Origin of the sequence: Phytohabitans aurantiacus, assembly GCF_027923225.1 — a bacterium.
GTDB lineage: Bacteria > Actinomycetota > Actinomycetes > Mycobacteriales > Micromonosporaceae > Phytohabitans > Phytohabitans aurantiacus.
Genome location: NZ_BSDI01000011.1, coordinates 127,417 through 150,834 on the forward strand (window position 1 = coordinate 127,417; position 23,418 = coordinate 150,834).

18 protein-coding genes are annotated in these 23,418 nt (G+C 70.3%); 11 read left to right on the top strand and 7 right to left on the bottom strand.

Features of this window, described 5'->3' with window-relative positions; all coding sequences use genetic code 11:
* Position 1 precedes the first annotated feature (1 nt).
* Positions 2-487: a potassium channel family protein gene (locus QMG73_RS14285; RefSeq protein ID WP_281895579.1), complete on the top strand. Its 486-nt coding sequence runs from the start codon at positions 2-4 to the stop codon at positions 485-487.
* Between the two features lie 119 nt (positions 488-606).
* Here the strand turns inward: QMG73_RS14285 and QMG73_RS14290 are convergent, their stop codons facing one another.
* Both QMG73_RS14290 and QMG73_RS14295 read right to left on the bottom strand, forming a co-directional pair.
* The gene (locus QMG73_RS14290) at positions 607-1,206 is read right to left on the bottom strand and encodes an FMN reductase (protein ID WP_281895581.1); all 600 of its coding nucleotides are present in this window, start codon (positions 1,204-1,206) and stop codon (positions 607-609) included.
* Positions 1,203-2,294, bottom strand: coding sequence for an LLM class flavin-dependent oxidoreductase (locus tag QMG73_RS14295; RefSeq protein ID WP_281895582.1), 1,092 nt, complete (start codon positions 2,292-2,294; stop codon positions 1,203-1,205). Before QMG73_RS14295 ends, QMG73_RS14290 begins: the two co-directional genes overlap by 4 nt.
* Before the next feature lie 1,139 nt (positions 2,295-3,433).
* On the opposite strand from QMG73_RS14295, the gene QMG73_RS14300 reads away from it, so the two are divergent.
* From QMG73_RS14300 to manD, 7 genes are all read left to right on the top strand, one after another.
* Complete coding sequence (locus tag QMG73_RS14300; protein ID WP_281895584.1) at positions 3,434-5,452, top strand: hypothetical protein; 2,019 nt, start codon at positions 3,434-3,436, stop codon at positions 5,450-5,452.
* A complete protein-coding gene (locus QMG73_RS14305; RefSeq protein WP_281895586.1) occupies positions 5,449-6,984 on the top strand; it encodes an NADH-quinone oxidoreductase subunit NuoF family protein in 1,536 nt (511 codons plus the stop codon). Before QMG73_RS14300 ends, QMG73_RS14305 begins: the two co-directional genes overlap by 4 nt.
* Before the next feature lie 15 nt (positions 6,985-6,999).
* Positions 7,000-8,526, top strand: a complete 1,527-nt coding sequence (gene aceB, locus QMG73_RS14310) for a malate synthase A (protein ID WP_281895588.1) — start codon at positions 7,000-7,002, stop codon at positions 8,524-8,526.
* 4 nt (positions 8,527-8,530) lie between these two features.
* Complete coding sequence (locus QMG73_RS14315; RefSeq protein ID WP_281895591.1) at positions 8,531-9,694, top strand: DUF6986 family protein; 1,164 nt, start codon at positions 8,531-8,533, stop codon at positions 9,692-9,694.
* On the top strand, positions 9,691-10,965 hold the full coding sequence (gene allB / locus QMG73_RS14320; RefSeq protein ID WP_281895593.1) for an allantoinase AllB: 1,275 nt from the start codon (positions 9,691-9,693) through the stop codon (positions 10,963-10,965). Before QMG73_RS14315 ends, allB begins: the two co-directional genes overlap by 4 nt.
* Positions 10,962-12,059, top strand: a complete 1,098-nt coding sequence (gene alc, locus QMG73_RS14325; RefSeq protein WP_281895595.1) for an allantoicase — start codon at positions 10,962-10,964, stop codon at positions 12,057-12,059. Before allB ends, alc begins: the two co-directional genes overlap by 4 nt.
* A gap of 694 nt (positions 12,060-12,753) precedes the next feature.
* The gene (gene manD, locus QMG73_RS14330) at positions 12,754-13,962 is read left to right on the top strand and encodes a D-mannonate dehydratase ManD (RefSeq protein WP_281895597.1); all 1,209 of its coding nucleotides are present in this window, start codon (positions 12,754-12,756) and stop codon (positions 13,960-13,962) included.
* A gap of 385 nt (positions 13,963-14,347) precedes the next feature.
* On the opposite strand, the gene QMG73_RS14335 is transcribed toward manD, so the two are convergent.
* Positions 14,348-15,382, bottom strand: a complete 1,035-nt coding sequence (locus QMG73_RS14335; protein WP_407676798.1) for an MBL fold metallo-hydrolase — start codon at positions 15,380-15,382, stop codon at positions 14,348-14,350.
* A 58-nt stretch (positions 15,383-15,440) separates the two neighbouring features.
* Between QMG73_RS14335 and sthA the strand changes: the two genes are divergently transcribed.
* The 3 genes from sthA (at position 15,441) to QMG73_RS14350 (ending at position 19,269) form a co-directional block, all read left to right on the top strand.
* Complete coding sequence (sthA, locus tag QMG73_RS14340; RefSeq protein WP_281895598.1) at positions 15,441-16,847, top strand: Si-specific NAD(P)(+) transhydrogenase; 1,407 nt, start codon at positions 15,441-15,443, stop codon at positions 16,845-16,847.
* 98 nt (positions 16,848-16,945) lie between these two features.
* Positions 16,946-18,184 (top strand): asparaginase, encoded by a 1,239-nt coding sequence (locus QMG73_RS14345; protein ID WP_281895599.1) that lies wholly within the window; start codon positions 16,946-16,948, stop codon positions 18,182-18,184.
* Positions 18,184-19,269: a protein-L-isoaspartate O-methyltransferase family protein gene (locus QMG73_RS14350; protein WP_281895600.1), complete on the top strand. Its 1,086-nt coding sequence runs from the start codon at positions 18,184-18,186 to the stop codon at positions 19,267-19,269. The genes QMG73_RS14345 and QMG73_RS14350 overlap by 1 nt, the downstream gene beginning before the upstream one ends.
* On the opposite strand, the gene QMG73_RS14355 is transcribed toward QMG73_RS14350, so the two are convergent.
* The 4 genes from QMG73_RS14355 to QMG73_RS14370 all read right to left on the bottom strand — a co-directional run bounded on the left by QMG73_RS14355 (position 19,254) and on the right by QMG73_RS14370 (position 23,345).
* The gene (locus QMG73_RS14355; protein WP_281895601.1) at positions 19,254-20,837 is read right to left on the bottom strand and encodes a phospholipase D family protein; all 1,584 of its coding nucleotides are present in this window, start codon (positions 20,835-20,837) and stop codon (positions 19,254-19,256) included. The two genes, QMG73_RS14350 and QMG73_RS14355, sit on opposite strands and share 16 nt — an antisense overlap.
* Before the next feature lie 195 nt (positions 20,838-21,032).
* Positions 21,033-21,986: a pirin family protein gene (locus QMG73_RS14360; RefSeq protein WP_281895603.1), complete on the bottom strand. Its 954-nt coding sequence runs from the start codon at positions 21,984-21,986 to the stop codon at positions 21,033-21,035.
* 1 nt (position 21,987) lies between these two features.
* Entirely contained in the window at positions 21,988-22,455 is a 468-nt protein-coding gene (locus tag QMG73_RS14365; RefSeq protein WP_281895606.1) for a MarR family winged helix-turn-helix transcriptional regulator, read from the bottom strand.
* Positions 22,456-22,484: 29 nt separating this feature from the next.
* The gene (locus QMG73_RS14370; protein ID WP_281895609.1) at positions 22,485-23,345 is read right to left on the bottom strand and encodes an NAD(+)/NADH kinase; all 861 of its coding nucleotides are present in this window, start codon (positions 23,343-23,345) and stop codon (positions 22,485-22,487) included.
* Between the last annotated feature and the right edge of the window lie 73 nt (positions 23,346-23,418).

The following is a 23,418-nucleotide window of genomic DNA, read 5'->3' on the forward strand; positions in this document are numbered from 1 at the left end:
GATGCGCGCCGCACTCGGCCGGCCGCTCCTGACGGGCGCGCTGATCGTCGGTCTCTATTACCTGGTACCGGTCGAGCCGGGCGTCAGCACCACCGTCATGGTCGTGCGCGCTCTCGCCACGGTCGTGGTCGGAGTGCTGATCACCTGGCTGATCGTCCACCAGGCGCGGCAGAGCATCCGCCATCCCGGAGAAGGTTCGCTGGCTGGCCTGCTGACCGCGATCGTGGGCGGCGTGGCGTTCTTCGCCCTGGCCGACTACATCACCGCGATCTCGGCGTCCGGGCAGTTCGTCGGGCTGACCACCAAGACGGACGCGCTGTACTTCGCCCTGGCCACGCTCACCACGGTCGGCTACGGCGACATCCACGCCGAGGGCCAGATCGCCCGCGGCGTGGTGGCCGCCCAGTTGGTCTTCAACGTGGTGATCATCGCGACCGGCGCATCGGTCCTGACCCGCGAGCTGAGCTCCCGCGCCCGCCACAATTAGCGCTACCGCGATGCCCGTCGAGGGCGGGTCGTGTAGCCGCGGAGGGTGAGACCGCGGGAGCAACGGCCCGGAGCGCGGCGGGCATCGCGGTAGCCCAAATATCCCTTGGAATAGATCCTTTAGGACGCGAGTAGCTCCTCGAACGGGGTGGGCTCGTCGAACGGGTCGATCACCGTCACCGGCTCGCGGCGAGAGATCTCACGTGCCAGCTCGCCCGTCGCCCGGGTGATGCGGCTCGCGAGCGCGCCCTGGACGGTCGCGCCGCCCCAGTCTTCCGGCGCGGCGAACACCGCCGTCGGCACGACGACCGCGTGCAAGTACGAGAACATCGGCCGCAAGGCGTGCTCCAGCGCGAGCGAATGGCGGGCCGTGCCCCCGGTCGCCGCGATCAACACGGGCTTGTCGGCGAGGCTGCCCTCTTCGACCACGTCGAAGAACGATTTGAACAGCCCGCTGTACGACGCGTTGAAGATCGGCGTGACCGCGATCAGGCCGTCGGCCCGCGCCACGGTGTCGAGCGCCTCCCGTAGCCCCGCCGGCGGAAAGCCGGTGAGCAGGTTGTTGGTGATGTCGTGCGCGATGTCGCGCAGCTCGATCGTCACCACGTCGACGCCCGGCCGCTCGCGGCGGACCGCCGCCGCGAGCTGGTCGGCAAGGAGCCGGCTGGACGAGGGCTGGCTGAGGCCCGCCGAGACGACCGCGAGGGTACGGCGTGTCATGCCGATGCTCCGGCGGCGTCTCGGGCGGCCTTCAGGGATTCGTGGGTGGGCGCGTCCGGCACGTGCGCCGGGCGCTTGGCGTCGAACTCGCGGCGCAGCACCGGTACGACCTCCTCGCCGAGCATGTCAAGCTGCTCCAGAACCGTCTTCAGCGGCAGGCCCGCGTGGTCCAACAGGAAGAGCTGGCGCTGGTAGTCGCCGAAGTGATCCCGGAACGTCAGCGTACGGTCGATGACCTGCTGCGGACTGCCGACCGTGAGCGGGGTCTCACGGGAGAAATCCTCGAGCGAGGGCCCGTGGCCGTACACGGGGGCGTTGTCGAAGTACGGCCGGAACTCGCGCACCGCGTCCTGCGAGTTCTTCCGCATGAAAACCTGGCCACCGAGGCCGACGATCGCCTGGTCGGCGGCGCCGTGGCCATAGTGTTCGTACCGTCGGCGGTACAGCTCGATCATGCGCTTGGTGTGCTCGACCGGCCAGAAGATGTTGTTGTGGAAGAAGCCGTCGCCGTAGTACGCGGCCTGCTCGGCGATCTGCGGGCTCCGGATCGAGCCGTGCCACACGAACGGCGGGATCCCGTCGAGCGGGCGCGGCGTCGCGGTGAAAGCCTGCAGGGGCGTGCGGAACTTGCCCTCCCAGTCGACGACATCCTCACGCCACAGCTTGTGCAGCAGGGCATAATTCTCGACGGCCAGCGCGATACCGTCTCGGATGTCCTTGCCAAACCACGGGTACACAGGACCCGTGTTGCCACGGCCCATCATGAGATCGACGCGGCCGTCGGCGATGTGCTGGAGGTACGCGTAGTCCTCGGCGATCTTCACCGGGTCGTTGGTGGTGATGAGCGTCGTGGCGGTCGACAGGATGATCCGCTCGGTGCGCGCCGCCACGTACCCGAGGAACGTGGTCGGTGACGACGGGACGAACGGCGGGTTGTGATGCTCGCCGGTCGCGAATACGTCCAGGCCCACCTCTTCGGTCTTGAGCGCGATGTCGACCATCGCCTTGATCCGCTCGTGCTCGGTCGGCGTGCGCCCGTTGGTGGGGTCCGGCGTCACGTCGCCCACACTGAACACTCCGAACTGCATCTCGATCAGCTCTCCCGCGGTAGCTCTCGGCCACTTACTTCAGTTTTGAACAATACCCGCCCACCCAACATTCCCACCCGCCGACCATCCTCTCCGCGCTCGTCCTGCGCCGGTCGCTCTTCCCACGGCTCGTGCTCTCCGCGCCGCGCGCTCTCCACTGGTCGCGCTGGTCGTGCGCTCCGCCGATCAAGAAGCCCTCGCCCTCCCGCCGCCCACAGGTGGGTGAAAGAGGGGCGCCCAGCCCACGCCCGTCCTTTCCCGCCGCTCCCCGGCGCCGCCCGCGCGCGACGGCGTGTCGCCGCGCCCGGCGCGTCGATCAAGGGCGAGTGCACGTGGTTGGATCTCTTTCCGCGTGTTTTTGCCCTTGATCCATGCGATTGCCCTTGATCGGCGCGCAGGGCGCGGCGACATGCCGCTGCCAAACTCACTCATACCCGGCGGCTGGCCCCGACCGCGCCGCTGATACAGCATGTTCGGGGAACTTGCTGTATCAGCGGCGGGTTGAGGGCGCACTTTCCCCGAATACGCGGCATCGGCCGTTCGCGCGGACAGGTCTGGCCGCCCGCGCGTAGGTCCGGCTGCGCGCGATCGGCGCCCTGCGATGCGGCGCCCGCAGGGCGTCGATCAAGGAACATCGCATGGATCAAGGGCAAAACACGCGGAAAAGACGATCCAACCACGTGCATTCGCCCTTGATCGGCGCGGGAGGGGACGCCGCGCGGCACGGACCGCCGGGCGGCGCGCCGGGCGGCGCGCCGGGCGGCGCCGGGGTGGCCAGGCCCGCCGGGCGGGCCGAGCAGGGTGGGCGGGGCGTGGCTGCGGTGGCGGCGCGGGGCGAGACGTCGGTGTGGGGGTGGGTGCGGAGGGTTAAGGGTGGTGTCGGGGCGGTTTCGGACCGCAGACCGCGGTTAGCGCCGTCTTATGCGTCTCTTAAGGCACGCAACTTCCTCAAACATGGTTCAACCAAGTTCGGCCCTCGGTACGTACACGTGGGACGGAGACGTATGCGCGAGCCGCGATATGGGCGATTTGGGCGATGGGCGAGGTGAGCGACGAATGCATTGAGTCCGATCCGAACCGGTGAAGGCAGGTCACTAGGTGCGACCGCGTGCGACGCGGATGTGGAAGGTCGGTAACTCTTGCTGAAAAAGAAGAACGACGAGCGGGACGAGGAGCGGGGTGAAGTGGCGGTGACGGTGGAGACGACTAGTAGTACGACGGGCGAGCGCCGGAAGCTGCCCAAGCTTCCGCTGCTCGGCGGTGGTGCGTTCCTCCTGTTTGGCCTCTGGGCCGCCAGCTCGACCACGGGCGGCGCGTTGGCCTCGGTGTACGTCTACGCGTTCTTGAACTTCTTCGCGGGCGTATTCACGCTGGTAGCGCTGTCGCTGACGGTCATGGCAGGTCTCGTGGCGACCGACCGGATCTTCCTGAAGATCGGTCACCGGGTCCTCTTCCAGGGCCTGCACCGCGCGACGGCGATTATCGCGATCATCTCGCTCGGGCTGCACGTGTCCATGAAGATCATGGAAGGGACGGCGACGGTACTTGACCCGTTCGTCCCGTTTGGCAACCTGGCGGACCCGATGTATGTCGGGCTTGGCACGGTCGCGAGCTACCTGATGCTCTCGGTGTTCTGGACCGGCATCATCCGGGCGAAGTTCGCCGGCAGCGGCCGGCCGTGGATGTGGCGCGCACTGCACAGTGGCGCGTACCTCGCCTGGCCGATCGCCCTCGGCCACGGCCTGAACGCCGGCCGGCCGGCCGCTACCTGGGTGCTCCTGAGCTACGGCGCCTGCGTGGCCGGTGTCGCGGTCGCGCTGCTCGTGCGCCTGTACGTGATGCTCGGCCGCCGTACCACCGGCACGACCATCGGGCCCAAGGCCGGTGTGGCCGTGGTCGGGGTCAACGTGGAGACCGCCGTCATGCCGCGCATCACCGACCCGATGATGCCGGCGCGGGCGGCGCGCGAGGCCGAGCCGGAGCCCGAGCCGGTTGCCACGCCCACCCGGGAGACCCGGGTCGTCAAGCGCGACACGATGGCCGGCGCACCGCGCGAGCGGTCGGGTCGCCAGGGGTACGCGGTTCCGCCGGTGGAGGAGACCAGGCGGGGCCGGAGCGCGGAGCGCTATGTCGAGGAGCCGGCCGCGGCACGGTCCGGTGGACGCGGCGGGCGCGCCGCGAAGGAGCGGACCGCTGAGGACGAGATGCGCTGGTCCACCGGCGAGCAGCCGCGCAGCGAGCGCCGCGGGCGGTCCGCGGAGGGTCGCGGCCGGTCGGCCGAGGGACGCGGTGGCCGGGGCGCCGAGCCTGCCGAGCGGCGGAGCCGCCCGGCGGAGCCGGAGAGCAAGCGAGGCCGCCGGGAGCGCGCCGCCGAGGATGGCGTCGACTGGTACGAGAGCCTGCGCGAGCAGCCCGCGGAGCGCGAAGCCGAGCGTGACCGGTACAGCCGGCCGCGGGAGGACGAGTACGCCTCGCGCCGCTCCTCGAGCCGCCGTGGCGAGCCGGACCCGGAGCGCTGGACCTCTCCCGCCGACGAGCGGTACGGCTCGGCAGCGGGCCGCGAGGAGTCTGGGCGCCGCGAGGAGTCTGGGCGCCGTGAGGGGTCCGGGCGCCGTGAGGACACCGGTCGGGGCGGCCGCCGCGAGCGGGCCAGCCGCCGCGACGAGCCGGTCGAGCCGGTCTCCGGTACCCGCTGGGACTCCGAGCGTCCGGTCTCGGGTGCTCGCTGGGACGCCTCCGACCGCCCGGTGTCCGGAGGGCGCTGGGACGCGCCCGTCTCCGGGGAGCGCTGGGACACGCCGGTGTCCGGCGCCCGCTGGGACTCGGCCGACCGGCCCGTCTCCGGCGAGCGCTGGGAGCGGCCCGAGCCGGCCGAGGACCGCCCGCGCCGCGGGCTGCGGCTGGTGCGCGACGACGAGGCCGAGTCCCCGCGACGCCGGTCACGTTCCGCGCGTCACAGCCAGGCTGACGAGTACGAGACCGAGCAACCACGCGAACGGCGCACCGGTCGTCTGGGCCCCTACCCACCGGCTCCGGCGACTGACATGATCGACTCCGCTGACCGGCCGCGCCGCGGCCGGCGCGCGGCCGGCGGCGAAGACCTCGACGTCGGCACGGGCGAATACTGGACTCAGCCGCGGGGAGGATACGGCAGGTGACCGGCGGCAAGGTTCCTGCTGTCGGCCGTGCTGGGCCGGCACGCGTGACCGCTGGCTTCGAAGAGTTCGGACGTCTCGACCTCTACGAGCACCAGGAGGTACACGGCGATCTGCGGCCCATGACGGCCGCCGAGCTGATGTCGCTCGCCGAGCAGATCAAGCTGACCGGTCGCGGTGGTGCCGGCTTCCCGTTCGCCCGGAAGATGAAGGCGGTCATCGACTCCGCCCAGCGGCAGGACAAGCCCATCGTCGTGGTGGTCAACGCCACCGAGGGCGAGCCCGCCGCCTGGAAGGACAAGGTGCTGCTGGCGCGCGCGCCACACTTGATCCTCGACGGCGCGTCGCTCGCGGCATGGGCACTCGAGGCCGACGAGATCGTCATCGGCGTGGAGAAGGACCACGTCGGGAGCAAGTCGCTGCGCATGGCCCTCGCCGAGCGGCGGATGCCGGCGCCGACCCGGATCGTGTCGGTGCCGCACCGGTTCATCTCCGGCGAAGGCGGCGCGTTGGTCCGGGGCATCAACGGCGAGGCGCACATCCCGCCCGGCCGCAAGATCCGTGCCAGCGATTCCGGCGTCAACGGGCTGCCCACCCTGCTGTCCAACGCGGAGACGTACGCCCAGCTCGCCCTCGCCGCCGGCCTCGGCCCGTACGAGTACTGCTCGGTCGGCACCGAGAAGGAGCCCGGGACGGTCCTGCTGTCGATCACCGCCAAGGGCAAGCCGATGGTGGTGGAGGCACCGACGGGAGTACCCCTGAAGGAGGTCCTGCGCATGTGCGGGACCACCGCGGGTCAGGGTCTGCTGCTCGGCGGGTACCACGGAAAGTGGATTTCGGTGGAGGCCGCGAGCCGCGCGGAGATCTCGAAGGCGAGCCTCACGGAGGTTGGCGGCACCCTCGGTGCCGGCATCATGGTCCCCCTGCCGGAGGACACCTGTCCTCTCGGCGAGGTAGCCCGGGTCATGCACTACATGGCAGCGGAGTCGGCCGGCCAATGCGGTCCCTGCCGCCTCGGCCTGCCGGACCTCGCGCGGACCGTGCAGAAGCTCTACGAGGGCGGCGGCGGCCAAGCCGCCGTCCGCGCCGCCGTCGGCGTGGTCAAGGGCCGCGGCGCGTGCAGCCACCCTGACGGTACGTCGCGGTTCGCGCTCTCGGCCCTGGACGTCTTCGCGGAGGACATCGCCGCACACGCGTTTCACGACGGGTGCGGGCGTCCGGTCAAGGGCATCCTGCCCCTGTCCAGCTCGCCCGACCACCAGGAGAACACCGGCGGCGTCGGCAAGCTGGTCGTCGACTGGACCCGCTGCGACGGGCATGGGCTCTGTGCGCACCTGCTGCCTGAGTTGGTGCGGCTCGACGGAAACGGGTACCCGGCCATCGCGGACACCCCGGTGCCCGAGTGGCTGGAGAAGGACGCCCGGCGCGCGGTCGACATGTGCCCGGGCCTCGCGCTGCGCCTGACCGGCGTGGAGTCGAAGCCCAGGCGCAAGACGAAGCCCAAGCCTCCATCCAGGGAAAAACGGCTCAGGTAGGACTAAATTGCAGGGGTGACCGAGATTCTCTCCGCTGAAGCCCGAGAGTTCGTCGCCGACCTGCACCGCCGGTTCGCGCCGCGCCGCAACGAGCTGATGGCCCGTCGGGCCGCGCGCCGGCAGGAGATCGCCGCCACCGGGCGCCTCGACTTCCTGCCCGAGACCGCCGAGATCCGGCTCACCGAGTGGCAGGTGCCGCCCGCGCCGGCCGACCTGAGCGACCGGCGCGTCGAGATCACGGGCCCGACCGAGCGCAAGATGGCCATCAACGCGCTCAACTCCGGCGCCAAGGTGTGGCTGGCCGACCTCGAAGACGCCAACACACCACACTGGTCCAACGTGGTCGGTGGCCAGCAGAACCTGTACGACGCCGTGCGCCGCACCATCTCGCACGAGACGCCGGAGAAGCGGTACGAGCTGGGCGGTGGCCCCTATCCCACGATCGTGATGCGCCCGCGCGGCTGGCACCTCGACGAGCGGCACCTGCCGGTGGACGACCAGCCGGCCGTCGGCGCGCTCGTCGACTTTGGACTGTACTTTTTCCACAACGCGCGGGAGCTGCTGGAGCGCGGCAGCGGGCCCTACCTCTATCTGCCCAAGATGGAGAGTCACCTCGAAGCCCGGCTCTGGAACGATGTCTTCACGCATGCGCAGGACGCGCTCGGCGTGCCGCAGGGCAGCATCCGTGCCACGGTTCTCATCGAGACGATCCCGGCCGCGTTCGAGATGGACGAGATCCTGTGGGAGCTGCGTCCGCACGCGTCCGGCCTCAACGCCGGCCGGTGGGACTACCTGTTCAGCATCATCAAGAACTTTCGCGATGCCGGCCCGTCGTTCGTGCTTCCCGACCGGGCGTCCGTGACGATGACGGCGCCGTTCATGCGGGCGTACACCGACCTGCTCGTCGCCACCTGCCACCGGCGCGGCGCGTTCGCGATGGGCGGCATGGCCGCCTTCATACCGAGCCGGCGTGATCCGGCGGTCAACGAGGTCGCGCTCACCAAGGTGCGCGAAGACAAGGAGCGCGAGGCGGGCGACGGATTCGACGGCTCGTGGGTGGCACATCCGGATCTGGTACCGGTGTGCCGCGAGGTCTTCGATCGAGCGCTCGGTGACCGTCCGAACCAGCTCGACCGGCAGCGCCCCGACGTCGTGGTGACCGCCGACGCGCTGCTGAACGTGGCGGCGACACCGGGCGCGGTCACCGAGGCCGGCCTGCGCGGCAACGTTTCGGTGGCACTGCAATACCTGGAGGCGTGGCTGCACGGCAACGGCGCGGTCGCCATCAACAACCTGATGGAAGACGCGGCCACCGCGGAGATCTCGCGGTCGCAGATCTGGCAGTGGATCCATCAAGGGGTACGCCTCGACGACGGCACCCCCATCACGGCGGAACTCGTGCGGCGCATCGGCGACGAGGAGTTGGCCCGGCTCGGTGACCCGGCACGGTTCAAGCATGCCCGGGAGCTGTTCGAACGGGTGGCGCTGGCTGACGACTTCGAAGACTTTCTCACCGTCCCGGCGTACGAACTGATTGACTGATCAAGTGGCACGCCTACCGGCCGACGTGTACGCGGAGCTCGATCGGCGGCTGGCGCCGGTCGACGCGGCGCTGGCGTCCCGGTACCCCGGCGACCGGGACGGGCGCCAGCCGGTGCACACCGTGTACGTGCCGGCGGACGCGTTCCGTGCCGGGTTGGCGGGGGAGTGGGGCGCGGCCGCCCGCGACGCGCTGGAGGCGCACCCACCGTTGCCGTTCGACGAGTCGCTGCGCGCGAGGGTGGAGTCCAAACTCGACCGGGAGCCGATCGAAGACCTGCGGATCGACTTCGAAGACGGGTACGGCGTGCGCTCCGACTCGGCCGAAGACGCCGCCGCACGGGCCGCCGCCGCGGCGCTGCGTGCGGAGCAGGCACCGCCGTTCGTCGGGCTACGCGTCAAGAGCCTCGAAGGCGCGACCCGGCACCGGGCGATCCGCACGCTCGACGTGTTTCTCGACGCGTATGGCGGGTTGCCGCCAGGATTCGTGGTGACCCTGCCGAAGGTGTCCGTCGCTGAGCAGGTGGCGGCCATGGCTGTCCTGTGTGGATTCTTCGAACGCGCACACGGTCTGGAGAGCGGGGTGCTGTGCTTCGAGGCGCAGATCGAGACGCCGCCCGCCGTGCTCGGCGTCGACGGCACGGCGACCGTTGCCCGCCTCATCGCGGCTGCTGACGGCCGGCTGACCGGGTTGCACTACGGCACCTACGACTACAGCGCTTCGGTCGGGGTGGCCGCCGCGTATCAGAGCATGGCCCATCCCGCGGCCGACCATGCCAAGGCGGTCATGCAGGTGGCAGCCGCCGGCACCGGGGTACGGCTGTCCGACGGGTCGTCAAACGTACTGCCCGTCGGCGATACGGCCGCGGTGCAGGCTGCCTGGCGGTTGCACGCGGGACTGGTGCGGCGCTCCCTGGAACGCGGGTTCTACCAGGGCTGGGACCTGCACCCGGCACAGTTGCCGACCCGGTTCGCGGCGACGTACGCGTTCTTCCGGGAGGGCGCGCCCGCCGCGTGGGACAGGCTGACCGCGTACCGGGAGCGGCGTGCGTCCGGGGTGCTCGACGAGCCGGCCACCGCCCGGGCGCTGGCGGGCTTTCTGCGGCGCGGGCAGGACTGCGGCGCGCTCGACCCGGACGAGTACGACCGCGCGATCCTGGAGACGGTATGAGCTATGACCTGGTGCTGCGGTCCCGGCGGGTGGTCACGCCGGAGGGAGAGCGACCGGCCACTGTCTACGTCCACGATGGACGGATCGCGGCGGTGGAAGGGTACTCGGACGACGGTCTTGATCTTGAAGATCTGGTGTTGCTGCCCGGCCTCGTCGACACCCACGTGCACGTCAACGAGCCCGGCCGCACCGAGTGGGAGGGGTTCGCCACCGCCACCCGGGCGGCCGCGGCGGGTGGGGTCACGACCATCCTGGACATGCCGCTGAACTCGTTGCCGCCCACGGTCGACGCGCTGGCCCTGGACATCAAGCGCAAGGCGGCCACCGGACAGTGCCATGTGGACGTCGGTTTCTGGGGCGGCGCGGTGCCGGGCAACACGGCCGACCTGCCCGTGCTGTACGACGCCGGGGTGTTCGGGTTCAAGGCGTTCCTCATCGACTCCGGCGTACCGGAGTTTCCGCCGCTCGACGCGCGCGGCCTGCGCGAGGCGATGCGCGCGGTGGACGCGCTCTTCGTCGTGCACGCCGAGGACCCGCTGGTCGTGGGTCCGGCGCCAGCCTCCCGCCGGTACGCCGACTTCGTGGCCTCCCGCCCGCCGGCGGCCGAGGTCGGCGCGGTGTCGCTGGCCGCTTCGGTGGCGCGGGACACCGGTGGGCGGATGCACATCCTGCACCTGTCGGCGGCGGACGCGCTCGCGCCGGGCGTGACGTTCGAGACGTGCCCGCACTACCTGACCCTGGCATCCGAAGACGTGCCAGACGGTGCCACCGAGTACAAGTGCTGCCCGCCGATTCGCGACTCAGCCAACCGCGAGGCGCTGTGGGAGGGGCTCGCGTCGGGCGCGATCGACTGCGTCGTGTCCGACCACTCGCCGTGTACTCCCGACCTGAAGCGCTCCGGCAGCGGTGACTTCGCGGCGGCCTGGGGTGGGATCTCGTCGCTGCAACTCGGCCTCTCTCTGGTGTGGACGGGCGCGTCGGCGCGCGGCTTCGGCCTCGCCGACGTGGCGCGGTGGATGGCCCAGCGCCCCGCCGAGATCGCCGGGCTGCGACGCAAGGGCCGGATCACACCCGGGTACGACGCCGATCTGGTCGCGTTCGACCCTTCAGCGGAGTTCACAGTGGACGCTGGCGCGCTGCACCACCGCAATCCCGTTACGCCGTACCACGGCCGCACACTCCACGGAGTCGTTCGTTCGACATGGTTGCGCGGCGTGCTCGTCGACTTCGCGTCCCCGCGAGGGCGCCTGCTCGTGCGAGGTGACTCATGACCCGATGGGACCACCTGCCCGATCTGGCGTCCCGCCGGCTCGGTGGCGGTGTCGTCGCCGCCAACGACGAGCTTTTCGCGGCCGCCGACCACCTGGTACTGGACGAACCACCGTCGTTCTCCGCCCGCACCTTCGGCCCCAAAGGGCAGGTGTACGACGGCTGGGAGACCCGCCGGCGCCGCGAGCCCGGCCACGACCACGCGATCGTCCGGCTCGGCGCGCCCGGCATAGTGCGCGGCGTCGTGGTCGACACGTCGTTCTTCACCGGCAACTACCCGCCGTACGCCTCTGTGGAGGGTTGCTGCGTCGACGGCCACCCCGGCCCGTCGGAGCTGTCGGAATGGTTTCCGCTCGTGCCGCGCTCGCCGTTGGCGGGCGACAGCCGCAACGAGTTCGTCGTGTCCAATGTGGAGCGTCGCGTCACGCACGTGCGGCTGTCTATCTACCCTGACGGCGGGGTGGCGCGGCTGCGGATACACGGTGAGGTCGTGCCCGATCCCCGCCTGCTGCCGGCGGTGATCGACCTGGCGGCGATGGAGCATGGTGGCCAGGTCGTGGCGTGCAGCAACATGTTCTACGGCCCGCCGCACCAGCTCATCGCGCCCGGGCTGGCGCGGGTGATGGGGGAGGGCTGGGAGACCGCCCGCCGCCGCGACGACGCCAACGACTGGGTCGTGGTCAAGCTGGCGGCACCGGGGCGGGTGCGGCTGGCCGAGCTCGACACCAGTCACTTCAAGGGCAACGCGCCCGGCGCCGCCAGCCTGCGCGGCCTCGACGCCCGCACGGCCGACATGGACCATCCGGCGGCGTGGGCCGAGCTGCTACCCCGCATCCCCCTCCAGCCCGACACCCGGCATCGCTTCCCGCTGGACGAGAGCCCGGTGGTGTCACACGTCCGCATGGACATCTACCCCGACGGTGGCATGGCCCGCCTCCGCCTGTGGGGGGACCTGACCGACGACGCCCGCACGACGCTGACGTCCCACTGGCAGGCAACCTCCGCGCCCCCTCCTTCTCCCGCTCCGGCCCTCTCTCCCGCCGATCAAGGGGCCCCGGCCCGGCCCGCCGATCAAGGGCAAACGCACGCGCTTTGATCTCTTTTCGCGTGTATTCGCCCTTGATCCATGAGGTTCTCCTTGATCGCGGCGCCCGGATCGGGCCGCTCCGCGACGGCGTCGTCGAGGGCAGCGCGGTCCGCCGGCGGCCCGCGCCTAAGCGAATGATCCCAAGGGGTGATCTGGTCCAAACCGGGATTTGAGCTACCGCGATGCTCGTCGTGGCCCAGACCGTAGCTCCCGCGGCCTCACCCTCCGCGCCCCTCACGCCATCCCCTTCTTCGCCGCCGCGCCGCGCCCGGAAGCCGCGTTGTCGCGGCTGCGCGGGGCGTGATGTCGCGGCGCCGAGCGCCGCACCCGCCGCACCGATCAAGGGCATTTGCATGGATCAAGGGCAAGTGCACGCGGAAATGAGATCCAACCGCGTGCGTTCGCCCTTGATCGGCGGGGATGGGTGGCGCGCGGTGGCCGCGCGGCCCGCCAGCGCCAGCGCCCGCGGCCTGCCAGCGTCCACGGGCTGCGGGCTGCGGGCTGCGGGCTGCGGGCAGTGCGGCACGGGCGACGGGGCCTGCGTGGCGGGCGGCACGCGTGCGGGTGGCGCGACGTGGGGGGTGTGGCGGGATGCGGGGGAGGGGATGGGGTGGCGGGGGGTATTCAAGAGGTTGACTGTCGGTGGTGGGAGTGGGTAGGTTCTTCCGGAATCCTTTCGGAAATAGCGGCTCAGGGAAGCGGAATGAAGATCAGTGATGCCCGGGTGATCGTCACCAGCCCGGGGCGCAACTTCGTCACCCTGAAGATCGTCACGGACGAGGGGGTGACCGGCGTTGGCGATGCCACGCTCAACGGGCGTGAGCTGGCCGTCGCCGCCTATCTCAACGAGCATGTCGTGCCGCTGCTCATCGGGCGCGATCCGCACCGCATCGAGGACATCTGGCAGTACCTCTACAAGGGAGCGTACTGGCGGCGTGGGCCGGTGACGATGACAGCTATCGCCGCTGTCGACACCGCGTTGTGGGACATCAAGGGCAAGGTGGCCGGGCTGCCGGTGTACCAGTTGCTGGGCGGGCGGTCGCGTGAAGGCGTGACGGTGTATGGGCACGCCAGTGCGGACACTGTGGACGGTGTGCTCGCCGAGGTGGCCAAGTACGTCGCCGACGGGTACAAGGCGGTGCGGCTACAGGCCGGGATACCGGGACTGTCCGGTGTGTACGGTGTGCACACCGGGCCGGGAGTCTATGAGCCGGCGTCGGCCGCGGTGCCCGCCGAGGCGGTCTGGTCGACGGAGCGGTATCTGCATCATGTGCCGTCGTTGTTCGAGCGGGTCCGTGACGAGTTCGGCCCGACGCTCAAGCTGCTGCACGACGCCCATCATCGGCTCACCCCCATCGAGGCGGCGCGGTTGGGCAAGAGCCTGGAGCCGTACGCGTTGACCTGGCTCGAGGATCCCGTGCCGGCCGAGCTGCAGGAAGGGTTCCGGCTGATCCGGCGGCACACGACGACGCCGCTGGCGGTGGGCGAGGTCTTCAACAGCGTCTGGGACTGCCAGCAGCTCATCACCGAGCAGCTCGTCGACTACATCCGCACCACGGTCGTGCACGCGGGCGGCATCAGCGCGTTGCGCCGCATCTTCGACCTGGCGGCGCTGTATCACGTGCGCAGCGGCTCGCACGGCGCCACCGACCTGTCGCCGGTGTGCATGGCGGCGGCGCTGCACGTCGACGTGAGCATCCCCAACTTCGGGCTGCAGGAGTACATGCCGCACACCGAGGAGACCGACGAGGTCTTCCCGCACGGGTACCGGTTCGAAAACGGGTACCTGCATCCGAGCGAGGCGCCGGGGCTGGGCGTCGACATCGACGAGGAGCTGGCCGCCAAGTATCCGTACCGCCCGGCCGCCCTCCCGGTCAACCGCCTGGAAGACGGCACCCTGCACAGCTGGTGAGTCAGAGCAAGGGACATTGGGCTACCGCGACGTCCGCGGCGGTCCAGGCCCGTTGCTCCCGCGGCCTCGCCCTCCGCGGCTACACGACCCGCCCGGCGCGTAGCAGCGAAATCCCGGATGTTGCTGCCTCCGGGCGCGGTTGAGGCGACAAAATCGGGGATTTTGTCGGGATCTTTAACGTGACTGGGCGCGGAGGGTGAGGCTGCGGGAGCGACGGTCGGCCCCGCGACGGGCATCGCGGTAGCTCGGATGTCGGTCCTGGTTCTGGGCCTGCCCTTGCGCCGCGAAGGATTGTCGATCAAGGCCATGCGCGTGGATCAAGGGCGAATGCTCGCGGTTTTGAGATCGAACCGCGTGCGTTTGCCCTTGATCGGCGGCAGAGGGGCTAGGCGATTGGTTGCCACCAGCCGTCTACCGCTGGGGGTTCGGCCACCTGGACGCGCTCGCCTGGGCGGGGCACCGCTAGGCGGGCGTCGACCGCCTTGGCCTCGCGCCACACGAGGTCGGCGGGCTCGCTCCAGCCGTGGAACGCCAGGTTGAACGTCGCCCAGTGCACCGGGATCAGCAGCCCGCCACGCAGGTCGAGGTGGGCCTGGACGGCCTGCTCAGGGTTGAGGTGGATGTCGGGCCAGGCTGGGCTGTACGCGCCGATCGCCATCAGCGTCGCGTCGAATGGCCCGTGCTCGGCGCCGATCGCACCGAAACCGTCGAAGTATCCGGTGTCGCCGCTGTAGTAGACCCGCTGCGTCGCGCCGGCGATCACCCACGAACTCCACAGGGTGCGGTCGCGGGCGAAGGCGCGTCCCGAGAAGTGCCGGGCCGGCGTGGCGGTGAACCGCAGCCCCGCCACCTCGACGCTCTCGTTCCAGTCGAGCTCGACGATGCGGTCGCTGGGCACGCGCCAGCGGTCGAGATGGGCGCCCACTCCGAGAGGTACCAGGAAAGGAGCCGACTGCGACCGCGCGAGCGTGCGGATGGTGCGGAGGTCGAGATGGTCGTAGTGATCATGAGAAATGATCACGGCGTCGATAGGCGGCAGGGCCGCGAGCGGCACCGGCGGCGGGTGCAGCCGCCGCGGGCCCACGAACGAGAACGGCGAGCAGCGCTCGCTCCAGATGGGGTCGAGCAGCACGCGGCGGCCGTCGACCTCGACCAGCGCGGACGCGTGCCCGTACCAGGTGATGTGCAGGCCGTCGACGGGCGTCGCGGCGCTCTCGCTGACCAGCGGCACAGGAAGTTGCGGCTTGCGCCGCTGCTTGCCGGAGCGCCACTCGCGGTAGACCTCGCCGCCTGATGGGCGCGAGCTTCCGGGCACGGTGTTGTGGAAGGCGCCATCGCGGTACTGCGCGGATTGGCCCATCCGGGTGGCGCGCTCGCCCTCGGGCCGCGCGCCCAGGGACGCCGGTAAAAGACTCACCACGCAACCGTAGCTCTACTGCAACCCACCACCCGGCCCGACATCTTGACACAATGATGCGGTGTACGACTTCGATGTGCTCGTCCTCGGCTCCGGCCCCGGTGGACAGAAGGCCGCGATCGCCGCTGCCAAGCTAGGCCGGCGGGTCGGCGTGATCGAGCGCCGGCACATGGTGGGTGGGGTGTGCATCAACACCGGCACCATCCCGTCCAAGACCCTCCGGGAGGCCGTGCTCTACCTCACCGGCATGAGCCAGCGAGAGATGTACGGCCAGAGTTATCGCCTCAAAGATGACATCACGGTCGCCGACTTGGCAGCCCGCACCCAGCACGTCATCGGTCGCGAGATCGACGTGATCCGCAGCCAGCTCGCCCGCAACCGGATCCGGCTGCTCACCGGCACGGGCGTGTTCGCCGACGAGCACACGGTGCGGGTGGTGGAGGACAGCGCGGGGCGAGACACCAAGGTGACCGCCGAGAAGATCATTATCGCCGCGGGGACGCGGCCGGCGCGTCCCGCCGCGGTCGAGTTCGACGAACGCACCATCATCGACTCGGACGGCATCATCAACCTGGAGAACATCCCGCAGTCGCTCGTCGTGGTGGGCGCCGGGGTGATCGGCATCGAGTACGCGTCGATGTTCGCGGCGCTGGGCACCAAGGTCACGGTGGTCGAGCGGCGCGAGCGGATGCTCGAGTTCTGCGATCTGGAGATCATCGAGGCGCTCAAGTACCACCTGCGCGACCTGGCGGTGACCTTCCGGTTCAGCGAGGCGGTGGCGTCGGTCGAGCGGCACCCGCGTGGCGCGATCGCGGTGCTGGAGAGCGGCAAGCGGATCGCCGCCGACGTGGTCATGTACTCGGCCGGGCGGCAGGGGATGGCCGACCAGCTCTCGCTGGAGGCGGCCGGGCTCAGCGCCGACAATCGCGGCCGTATCCAGGTCGACGAGCACTTCCGCACCCCGGTTTCGCACATCTACGCGGTCGGTGACGTGATCGGGTTCCCGGCGCTGGCGTCGACCTCCATGGAGCAGGGCCGGCTGGCCGCCCACCACGCCTGCGACGAGCCGGTGCGCGCGATGCACCAGCTCCAGCCGATCGGCATCTACACGATCCCGGAGATCAGCTTCGTCGGGCGCACGGAAGAGGAGCTGACGGGGGCGGGCGTGCCGTTCGAGACGGGCATCGCGCGGTACCGGGAGCTGGCGCGCGGGCAGATCATCGGCGACTCGTACGGGATGCTGAAGCTGCTCGTGTCGCCGGACGATCGGACGCTGCTGGGAGTGCATGTCTTTGGCACCGGGGCGACCGAGATCATCCACATCGGGCAGGCGGTGATGGGGTGCAACGGGACCATCGACTACCTGGTCGACACGGTGTTCAACTACCCGACGCTCGCTGAGTCGTACAAGGTGGCGGCGCTCGACGCCATGAACAAGATGCGGCATATAGATCGCTTGCGTGACTGACCTTCCCGTCTCACGAAGAAATGTGGGAGCAACGGGGTGGTAACGCGTGGCGGACAGGATGTTGTTGATCTTCGTTCGCCTCGTGGAGGTACTCCTTGTTGAAGAAGATATCGATTTCAGCGCTCCTACTGCCCGCTCTCAGTGCCGCCCTCACCGCAGCCGTCGTGATCACCGTGACCGCCAGCGACCCCGAAACCCCCGAGAACACCGTCAGCGGCGTGGACCTGGACAACGGCGTCGAGAGTGTCGCCTACCGCCAAGCCGTCGCCGCCGCCAAAGCCAGGAAGCCCAAGGTCACTGTCATCGGCACGGGCGGCACGATCGCCGGTGTCGCGACGTCGCGCAGCAGCTTCACCGACTACCGCGCTGGGCAGATCCCGATCGCGGACATGGTCGGCCAGCTCCAGCCGGAACTCGGCAACGTCGCCGACGTGACGACGGTGCAGTTCGGCAACAAGGGCTCGGGCGGATACACGATCGCCGAGTTCCAAGCGCTCACGCTCGCCGTCCAGAAGGCGCTCAAGGATTCTGACGGTGTCGTGGTGACCAGTGGCACCGACACGATGGAGGAGTTCGCGTACTGGCTGGATCTCACGGTCCGCGACCAGAAGCCGGTGGTCATGACCGGCGCGATGCGTCCGTGGGCGGCGGGCACGGTCAACGGGCCGCAGGTGATCGGCGCGGACGGGCCGGCCAACCTGTACAACGCGATCGTCCTCGCCGCCAGCCAGGCCACGTACTGCTACGGCACCGTGCTGATGCTGGGCGACGAGTTCCACGCGGCGCGCGACGTCACGAAGACCAGCGCGTACCGGATGGACACCTTCCAGACGCGAGAGTTCGGTGTACTGGGCTGGATCGACGGGCCGAACATCAAGGTCGGGCGGGCGCCGTCTCGGGTAGCGGACTGTGACCTGAAGCAGCGCTGGCTGACCCCGTTCAACGTGGCGAAGGTGGCGCCGGAGGCGCTGCCGCGCGTCGAGGTGGTGACGAGCTACCAGCAGGCGGGCGGTGAGGCCATTACCGCGTTCGCGGACGCGGGCGTCAAGGGCATCGTGACCGCGGGCACCGGTGCCGGTGGCGTGTCGGCGGCTCAGACGGCGGCGCGTACGGCGGCCGCGGCGAAGGGCGTCGTGTTCGTATCCACCACGCGCACCGGCTCAGGGTCGGTGTACGGCGGGAGCACCACGCAACCGATCGTCGCCGGTGACGACCTTCTGCCGCAGAAGGCGCGACTGCTGCTGTTGCTCAGTCTGGCGTTCGCGCCGGGTGATGTGGAGAAGGTTCGTCAGTGGGTGACCACTTTGGGCAACCCGGAGTGGCATACCGTGGACTGATGGCGGTTGCCGAGGAGCTGCGCCGGCGCTATGCCGACGCCCTGCGGGGCGAAGGCGGGATCACGCGGCCCGAAGTGGCCGCGGCGTTCGCGGCGGTGCCGCGCGAGGCGTTCGTGGCGAGCGGGTTCCACGCGCGGGACGGTGGTTGGGTCGCCCCGGACGACGAGGGCTTTCTCGACGCGGTCTACACCAACGACGTTCTCGTCACCAAGATCGTCGACGGGACGCCGGTCAGCTCCTCCAGCCAGCCCTCGCTGATGGCCGCGATGATCGAGGCGCTCGACCTGGCGCCCGGCATGTCCGTGCTGGAGGTGGGGGCTGGCACCGGATACAACGCCGCGCTGATGTCGGCGGTCGGTGCCCGCGTCACCAGCATCGACGTGCAGCCCGACGTGCTGGACCGGGCGCTCGCCGGCCTCGCCCGGGCAGGAGTGTCCGATGTGGAGCTTCATGAGGGCGACGGATACGAGGGAGTTCCTGGCAGGTACGACCGGATCGTCGTCACGGTCGGGATCAACGGCGTCTCTCCACAGTGGTTCGACCAGTTGGTGCCGGGCGGCTTCGTGCTCGCGCCGGTGGCGCACGCCGGCCACCATCCGGTGCTGCGGGTGACACCAGGTGAGGGAGCGCGCGGGATGTGCGCGGCCGGGTTCATGGCGGCGGCCGGGCCGCTCGGCGCGGCGTACCCGTGGAAGCATCCGCAGCCGGCCGGCCCGCTACCGGATCCGGTCGTCATGTTGCCGCCGCGGTTCGAGCCGCCGCTCGACGTCTTCCGGTACCACGATCTCTGTTTCGCCTGTGGCGTCTGGGATTCCCGCGCCACGCTCGCGCACCGGGGAGACAGCACGGCGTGCGCGGTGCTGGACGAGACCGCCGCCGCGGGCGCCGCTGTCAGTTCGGATGGCGCGATCGGGGGCAGCGGCGCGCACGCCGAGGAGTACGCCGCTCGCTTGGCCGCGCTGCTCGACCGCTGGCAGGACGCCGGCGAGCCAGCGGTCGCCGCGTGGCGCGCCGACCTCGCGCTGTCCGGTGATCCCGACCGTCCAATTTGGATACCGCGAGAGTGGCGTTACCAGGACTTCTGACGGCGCTGCCGCCACGGCCGGCCGTCGGGGTCGTAGACCATCCGGTACACCGGCATCGCCCACAGCCGGGTGCGCCGGGGCAGCGCCTCGGGTTCGTGCGGCACCAGCCGGCCGGGTGGGCGTGGCCCGCGCTTGCCGCCTTCGTGCCAGGCCTGCAGCGCCCGCGCCGCCTCGGTCACCGCGCGCACGGCCGACTCCGGGTCGACCAGGTCGGCGTCGGCGGACGGCTCCCGGTCGAGATGCTCGCGCAGGAGCCGCAACCGGAGGTCGCGGGCGAAGACCCGGGCGCCATCGCCGAGGCCGGCCGGGTCGGCAGGCTCGCGCTCGTCGCGCGTTTCGTCGAGTACCGCGCACGAAAGCTCGCTGTCGTGTGTCCACGATCGACGGTTGAAGTTGTCGCTGCCCACACTGGCCCATACGTCGTCGACGACGCACACCTTCGCGTGCACGTACACGGGCGTGCCGGCGTGGTTCTCCACGTCGAACGAGTGCACCCGGTCGCCGCCGGCGGCCCGGCACACCTCCAGCGCCTTCGCACGGCCCACCTGGTTGGGCGGCCAGGCGAGCCGACCGTCCACATCGGGGTACCGCGGCACCACCACGATGAGGTGCAGGTCCGGGTGGCGGGTGAGCGCGTCGGCGAACAGTTGCGCCACCTCGCCGGACCACAGGTACTGGTCCTCCAGGTAGATGAGTCGTCGCGCCCGGCGGATCGCCTTGGTGTACCCGCGAGCCACGGTGCGCTCGCCCTTCGGCGCGAAGTCGTACGGCGGCCGCATCGCGGCGTACGTGCGCATGACCTGCACGGCGTGCGGCCCCGACGGCGGCGGGTCGGGCGGCTGGGGCGGCAGTTTCTCGGCCGACAGGTCGGCGTGGCTGAGCCAGTCGCGCAGGTGTGCCAGGGGGAGGTGGGTGTCGAGCGAGGTGGGGTCGTTCCAGCGCTCCCGGAACACCTGGTCGAGCGCGCCCACCACCGGCCCCTGGAGCCGCAGTTGCACGTCGTGCCACGGTGGCCGGTCGCCGTACCGGGTCGACATCCGCACGGCCTGCGGGTCACCGTGGTGGTCGGCGTCGTCGCGGCGGCTGTGGCACAGGTCGATGCCGCCGACGTACGCGACGTCGCGCTCGACCCGGCCGGGATGGCGCAGCACGACGAGCTTCTGGTGGTGCGAGCCGCCCCGCCGCACCCGCTGGTCGAGCAGTACCTCGCCGCCCGCCTCCTCGATGGCGTCGCCGAGGTGCCGGTTCTCCTCCTCGCTGTACTGGAGCGCGTCCAAATGTGAGCGCCACATCAGCCCTTTGACGACCACGCCGCGCTTGGCGGCCTGGCAGAAGAGCTCGGCGATCGTGGGGCCATTGGGGCGCATGAGCTGGTCGGGGTCACCGCGCCAGTCGGTGAAGTAGAGGTGATCGCCCGCTTCGAGCGCCTCCACATCTGTCACAAGCTGGTCAAAGTACGAACTGCCGTGAATTAGCGGCTCGGCGGTGTTTGATCCAACCCAGCCGGGTACTGCCGTATATGGGTTGCCGCGCTCGGGGGGCGTGAGGAACCAGTCGTCGGGTGGCACGAAGCCAGGATTACCCAGGCGCCGTGCCGCCCTACCGTCAAAGGCACATCAACGACCAGCTAGGGGGCGACCACGATGAGCAGCGAGACCCTTCCCACCAAGGCACAACAGCCCGTCGAGTCCGAGCGTGGCCTGCTGATGGTCCTGCTGGTGATGGTGTTGCTCGGCGTTGCCGGTGTGTTCCTGATTTCCTGATCAGGTGTGCGGCACGCGCTCGGCGGGGATCACGCCGAGGCGGCCAGCCTGATAGTCCTCGAACGCCTGCATCAGCTCCTGGCGGGTGTTCATCACGAATGGGCCGTAGTGGGCGACGGGTTCCCGGATCGGCTCGCCGCCCATGATGTACAGGTCGAGCACCTCGCGCGAACCGGCGGTGACCCGGATGGCGTCACCACTTCCATGCACCGCTAGCTGCCCGGTCTCGATCGGGCGGCCGTCCGCGCCGATCGTTCCTTTGCCGGCGAGCACGTAGACCAGCGCGTTGTAGTCCTGCCGCCAGGGCAGGTCGAGCGCCGCGCCCGGCTGGAGCGTGACGTGCGCGATCGTGATCGGCGTGTGCGTCGAGCCGGGACCGGTCACCCCGGCCAACTCGCCCGCGATGACCCTGATCAGCGCCCCGCCGTCCGGGGTGGTGAGCAGGCCGGACTGCTTGCCGCGGATGTCCTGGTAGCGCGGCGGGCTCATCTTCTTGACCTTGGGCAGGTTGACCCAGAGCTGCAGGCCGTGGAACAGGCCGCCGCTCACGACCAGGTGCTCCGGCGGCTTCTCGATGTGCAGGATCCCGGCGCCGGCGGTCATCCACTGGGTGTCGCCGTTGGTGATCGTGCCACCGCCGCCGTTGGAATCCTGGTGGTCGAAGACGCCGTCGATGATGTACGTGACGGTTTCGAAGCCCCGGTGCGGGTGCCACGGGGTGCCCTTCGGCTCGCCGGGGGCGTAGTCGACCTCACCCATCTGGTCGAGGTGGATGAAGGGGTCCAGCTCGCTGAGCGGTACACCGGCGAAGGCCCGGCGGACGGGGAACCCTTCGCCCTCGTAGCCACTGGGCGCGGTGATCATGCGGCGGACCGGCCGATAGGCCGTGGCCGCGGGATCGAGTTTCGGCAGGCGCGGGAGGACGAGGACGTCGTCCACGGTGACGGCTGGCATGTCAGTTCTCTTTTCCTGGTGCGGACCTCAGCTGTTTGCCCAACCGGCTGAAGATCTTGGCGAGGTGGGCGACGTCGGTGTCGTCGAGGTCGTCCATGAAGTGGCGGCGCACCGACGCGAGGTGGTGCGGCGCGGCCTCGCGCAGCACGCGCAGGCCCTCGGCCGTCAGGACGGCCTCGCTACCCCGGCGATCGGCGGGGCACGCTTCGCGGGCCACGAGCCCGCGCTTTTCCATCGAGCCGATCTGGTACGTCAGGCGGCTGGGCGAGAACACCAGCCGGCTCGCCAACTCGCCCATGCGCAGCCGGCGGCCCGGGGCCTCGGAGAGCAGCACGAGCACGTGGTAGTCGTTGAACGTCAGGCCACTGCTGGCCCGCAGGTCTTCTTCGAGCCGGGTCATCAGCAGTTGGCTGGACTCGATATACGCCCGCCAGCCAGCCAGTTGGGTCTCGGTGAACGGCTCGGCCATGCCCCGAGAGTACTTCAAATTTTAATGAGCTACCAGCTCTGGTCGACCTCGGTGGCTCCCGTGAGCCGCAGCTTGCGCTGGGCGCGCTGGTAGAACGTGGTGTGGCCGAGGCGTACCACGTTGGCGGCCGCCGGCACCGCGGTGACCTCCAGCACGTCGCCGGGGCCCAACTCGCCCACGACCGCGCCGTCCGCCTCGATGCCGATGGCGCCGCTCGCGGGCAGCACCTTGAGCGCCACCTTCTCGCCCTCCGAGAGCACCAGCGACCGGTTGTACGCCGAGTGCGGCGCCACCGGGGTCACCACCAGGCCCTGCGTGCGCGGCGACACGATCGGGCCACCGGCCGAGAAGCTGTACGCGGTCGACCCGGTCGGCGTGGCGACGATCAGCGCGTCGGCGACGTAGTGGATGAAGGGGCACCCCTCGACGTACAGCGCGATGGCCGCCATCGGCCCGCCGGGCCGGCGGACGAGCGCGACCTCGTTGAAGCCGACCGTCTCCTGGCCCTTGAAGGTCGAGCGGACCGCGGACCGCGCCTCGACGGTGAACTTCCGGTCGTCGATCGCGGACAGCGCGCTGGGCAGCTGCGGCACGTCGATCTCCGCCAGGAAGCCGAGCCGGCCCATGTTGACGCCGAGCACGGGTGCGCGGGCGCCGCGGGCCAGCCGCATCGAGCGCAGCATCGTGCCGTCGCCGCCGAGGCTGACGATGAGATCGGACTGGTGTGCCAGCTCGTCGGCCGGTACTGGGATGGCGCCGTCGGTGCGCGCCACCTCCTCCGGCAGGCCCAGCAGCTTCGCCTGCCGGCCGCGGACCCAGGTGGCGATGGTCGACATGGCGGCGCGGCTGTCCCGTTCGGGGTGCAGCACCAAGCCGACCGTGCGGATCATCGTGGTGTCCGAGAAATCACGGACAAACGGTATCAGCGACGCTCTCGGGGGAGCGGGGGCGAAATAGTGCCTC

What these genes read in the sequence shown, in the direction of transcription:
- QMG73_RS14360 (WP_281895603.1), bottom strand. Translation starts at nt 21,986, where the DNA reads ATGCCAGCCGTCACCGTGGACGACGTCCTCGTCCTCCCGCGCCTGCCG.
- alc (WP_281895595.1), top strand. Translation starts at nt 10,962, where the DNA reads ATGACCCGATGGGACCACCTGCCCGATCTGGCGTCCCGCCGGCTCGGT.
- QMG73_RS14365 (WP_281895606.1), bottom strand. Translation starts at nt 22,455, where the DNA reads ATGGCCGAGCCGTTCACCGAGACCCAACTGGCTGGCTGGCGGGCGTAT.
- QMG73_RS14295 (WP_281895582.1), bottom strand. Translation starts at nt 2,294, where the DNA reads ATGCAGTTCGGAGTGTTCAGTGTGGGCGACGTGACGCCGGACCCCACC.
- manD (WP_281895597.1), top strand. Translation starts at nt 12,754, where the DNA reads ATGAAGATCAGTGATGCCCGGGTGATCGTCACCAGCCCGGGGCGCAAC.
- QMG73_RS14285 (WP_281895579.1), top strand. Translation starts at nt 2, where the DNA reads ATGCGCGCCGCACTCGGCCGGCCGCTCCTGACGGGCGCGCTGATCGTC.
- QMG73_RS14290 (WP_281895581.1), bottom strand. Translation starts at nt 1,206, where the DNA reads ATGACACGCCGTACCCTCGCGGTCGTCTCGGCGGGCCTCAGCCAGCCC.
- QMG73_RS14370 (WP_281895609.1), bottom strand. Translation starts at nt 23,345, where the DNA reads ATGATCCGCACGGTCGGCTTGGTGCTGCACCCCGAACGGGACAGCCGC.
- QMG73_RS14350 (WP_281895600.1), top strand. Translation starts at nt 18,184, where the DNA reads ATGGCGGTTGCCGAGGAGCTGCGCCGGCGCTATGCCGACGCCCTGCGG.
- allB (WP_281895593.1), top strand. Translation starts at nt 9,691, where the DNA reads ATGAGCTATGACCTGGTGCTGCGGTCCCGGCGGGTGGTCACGCCGGAG.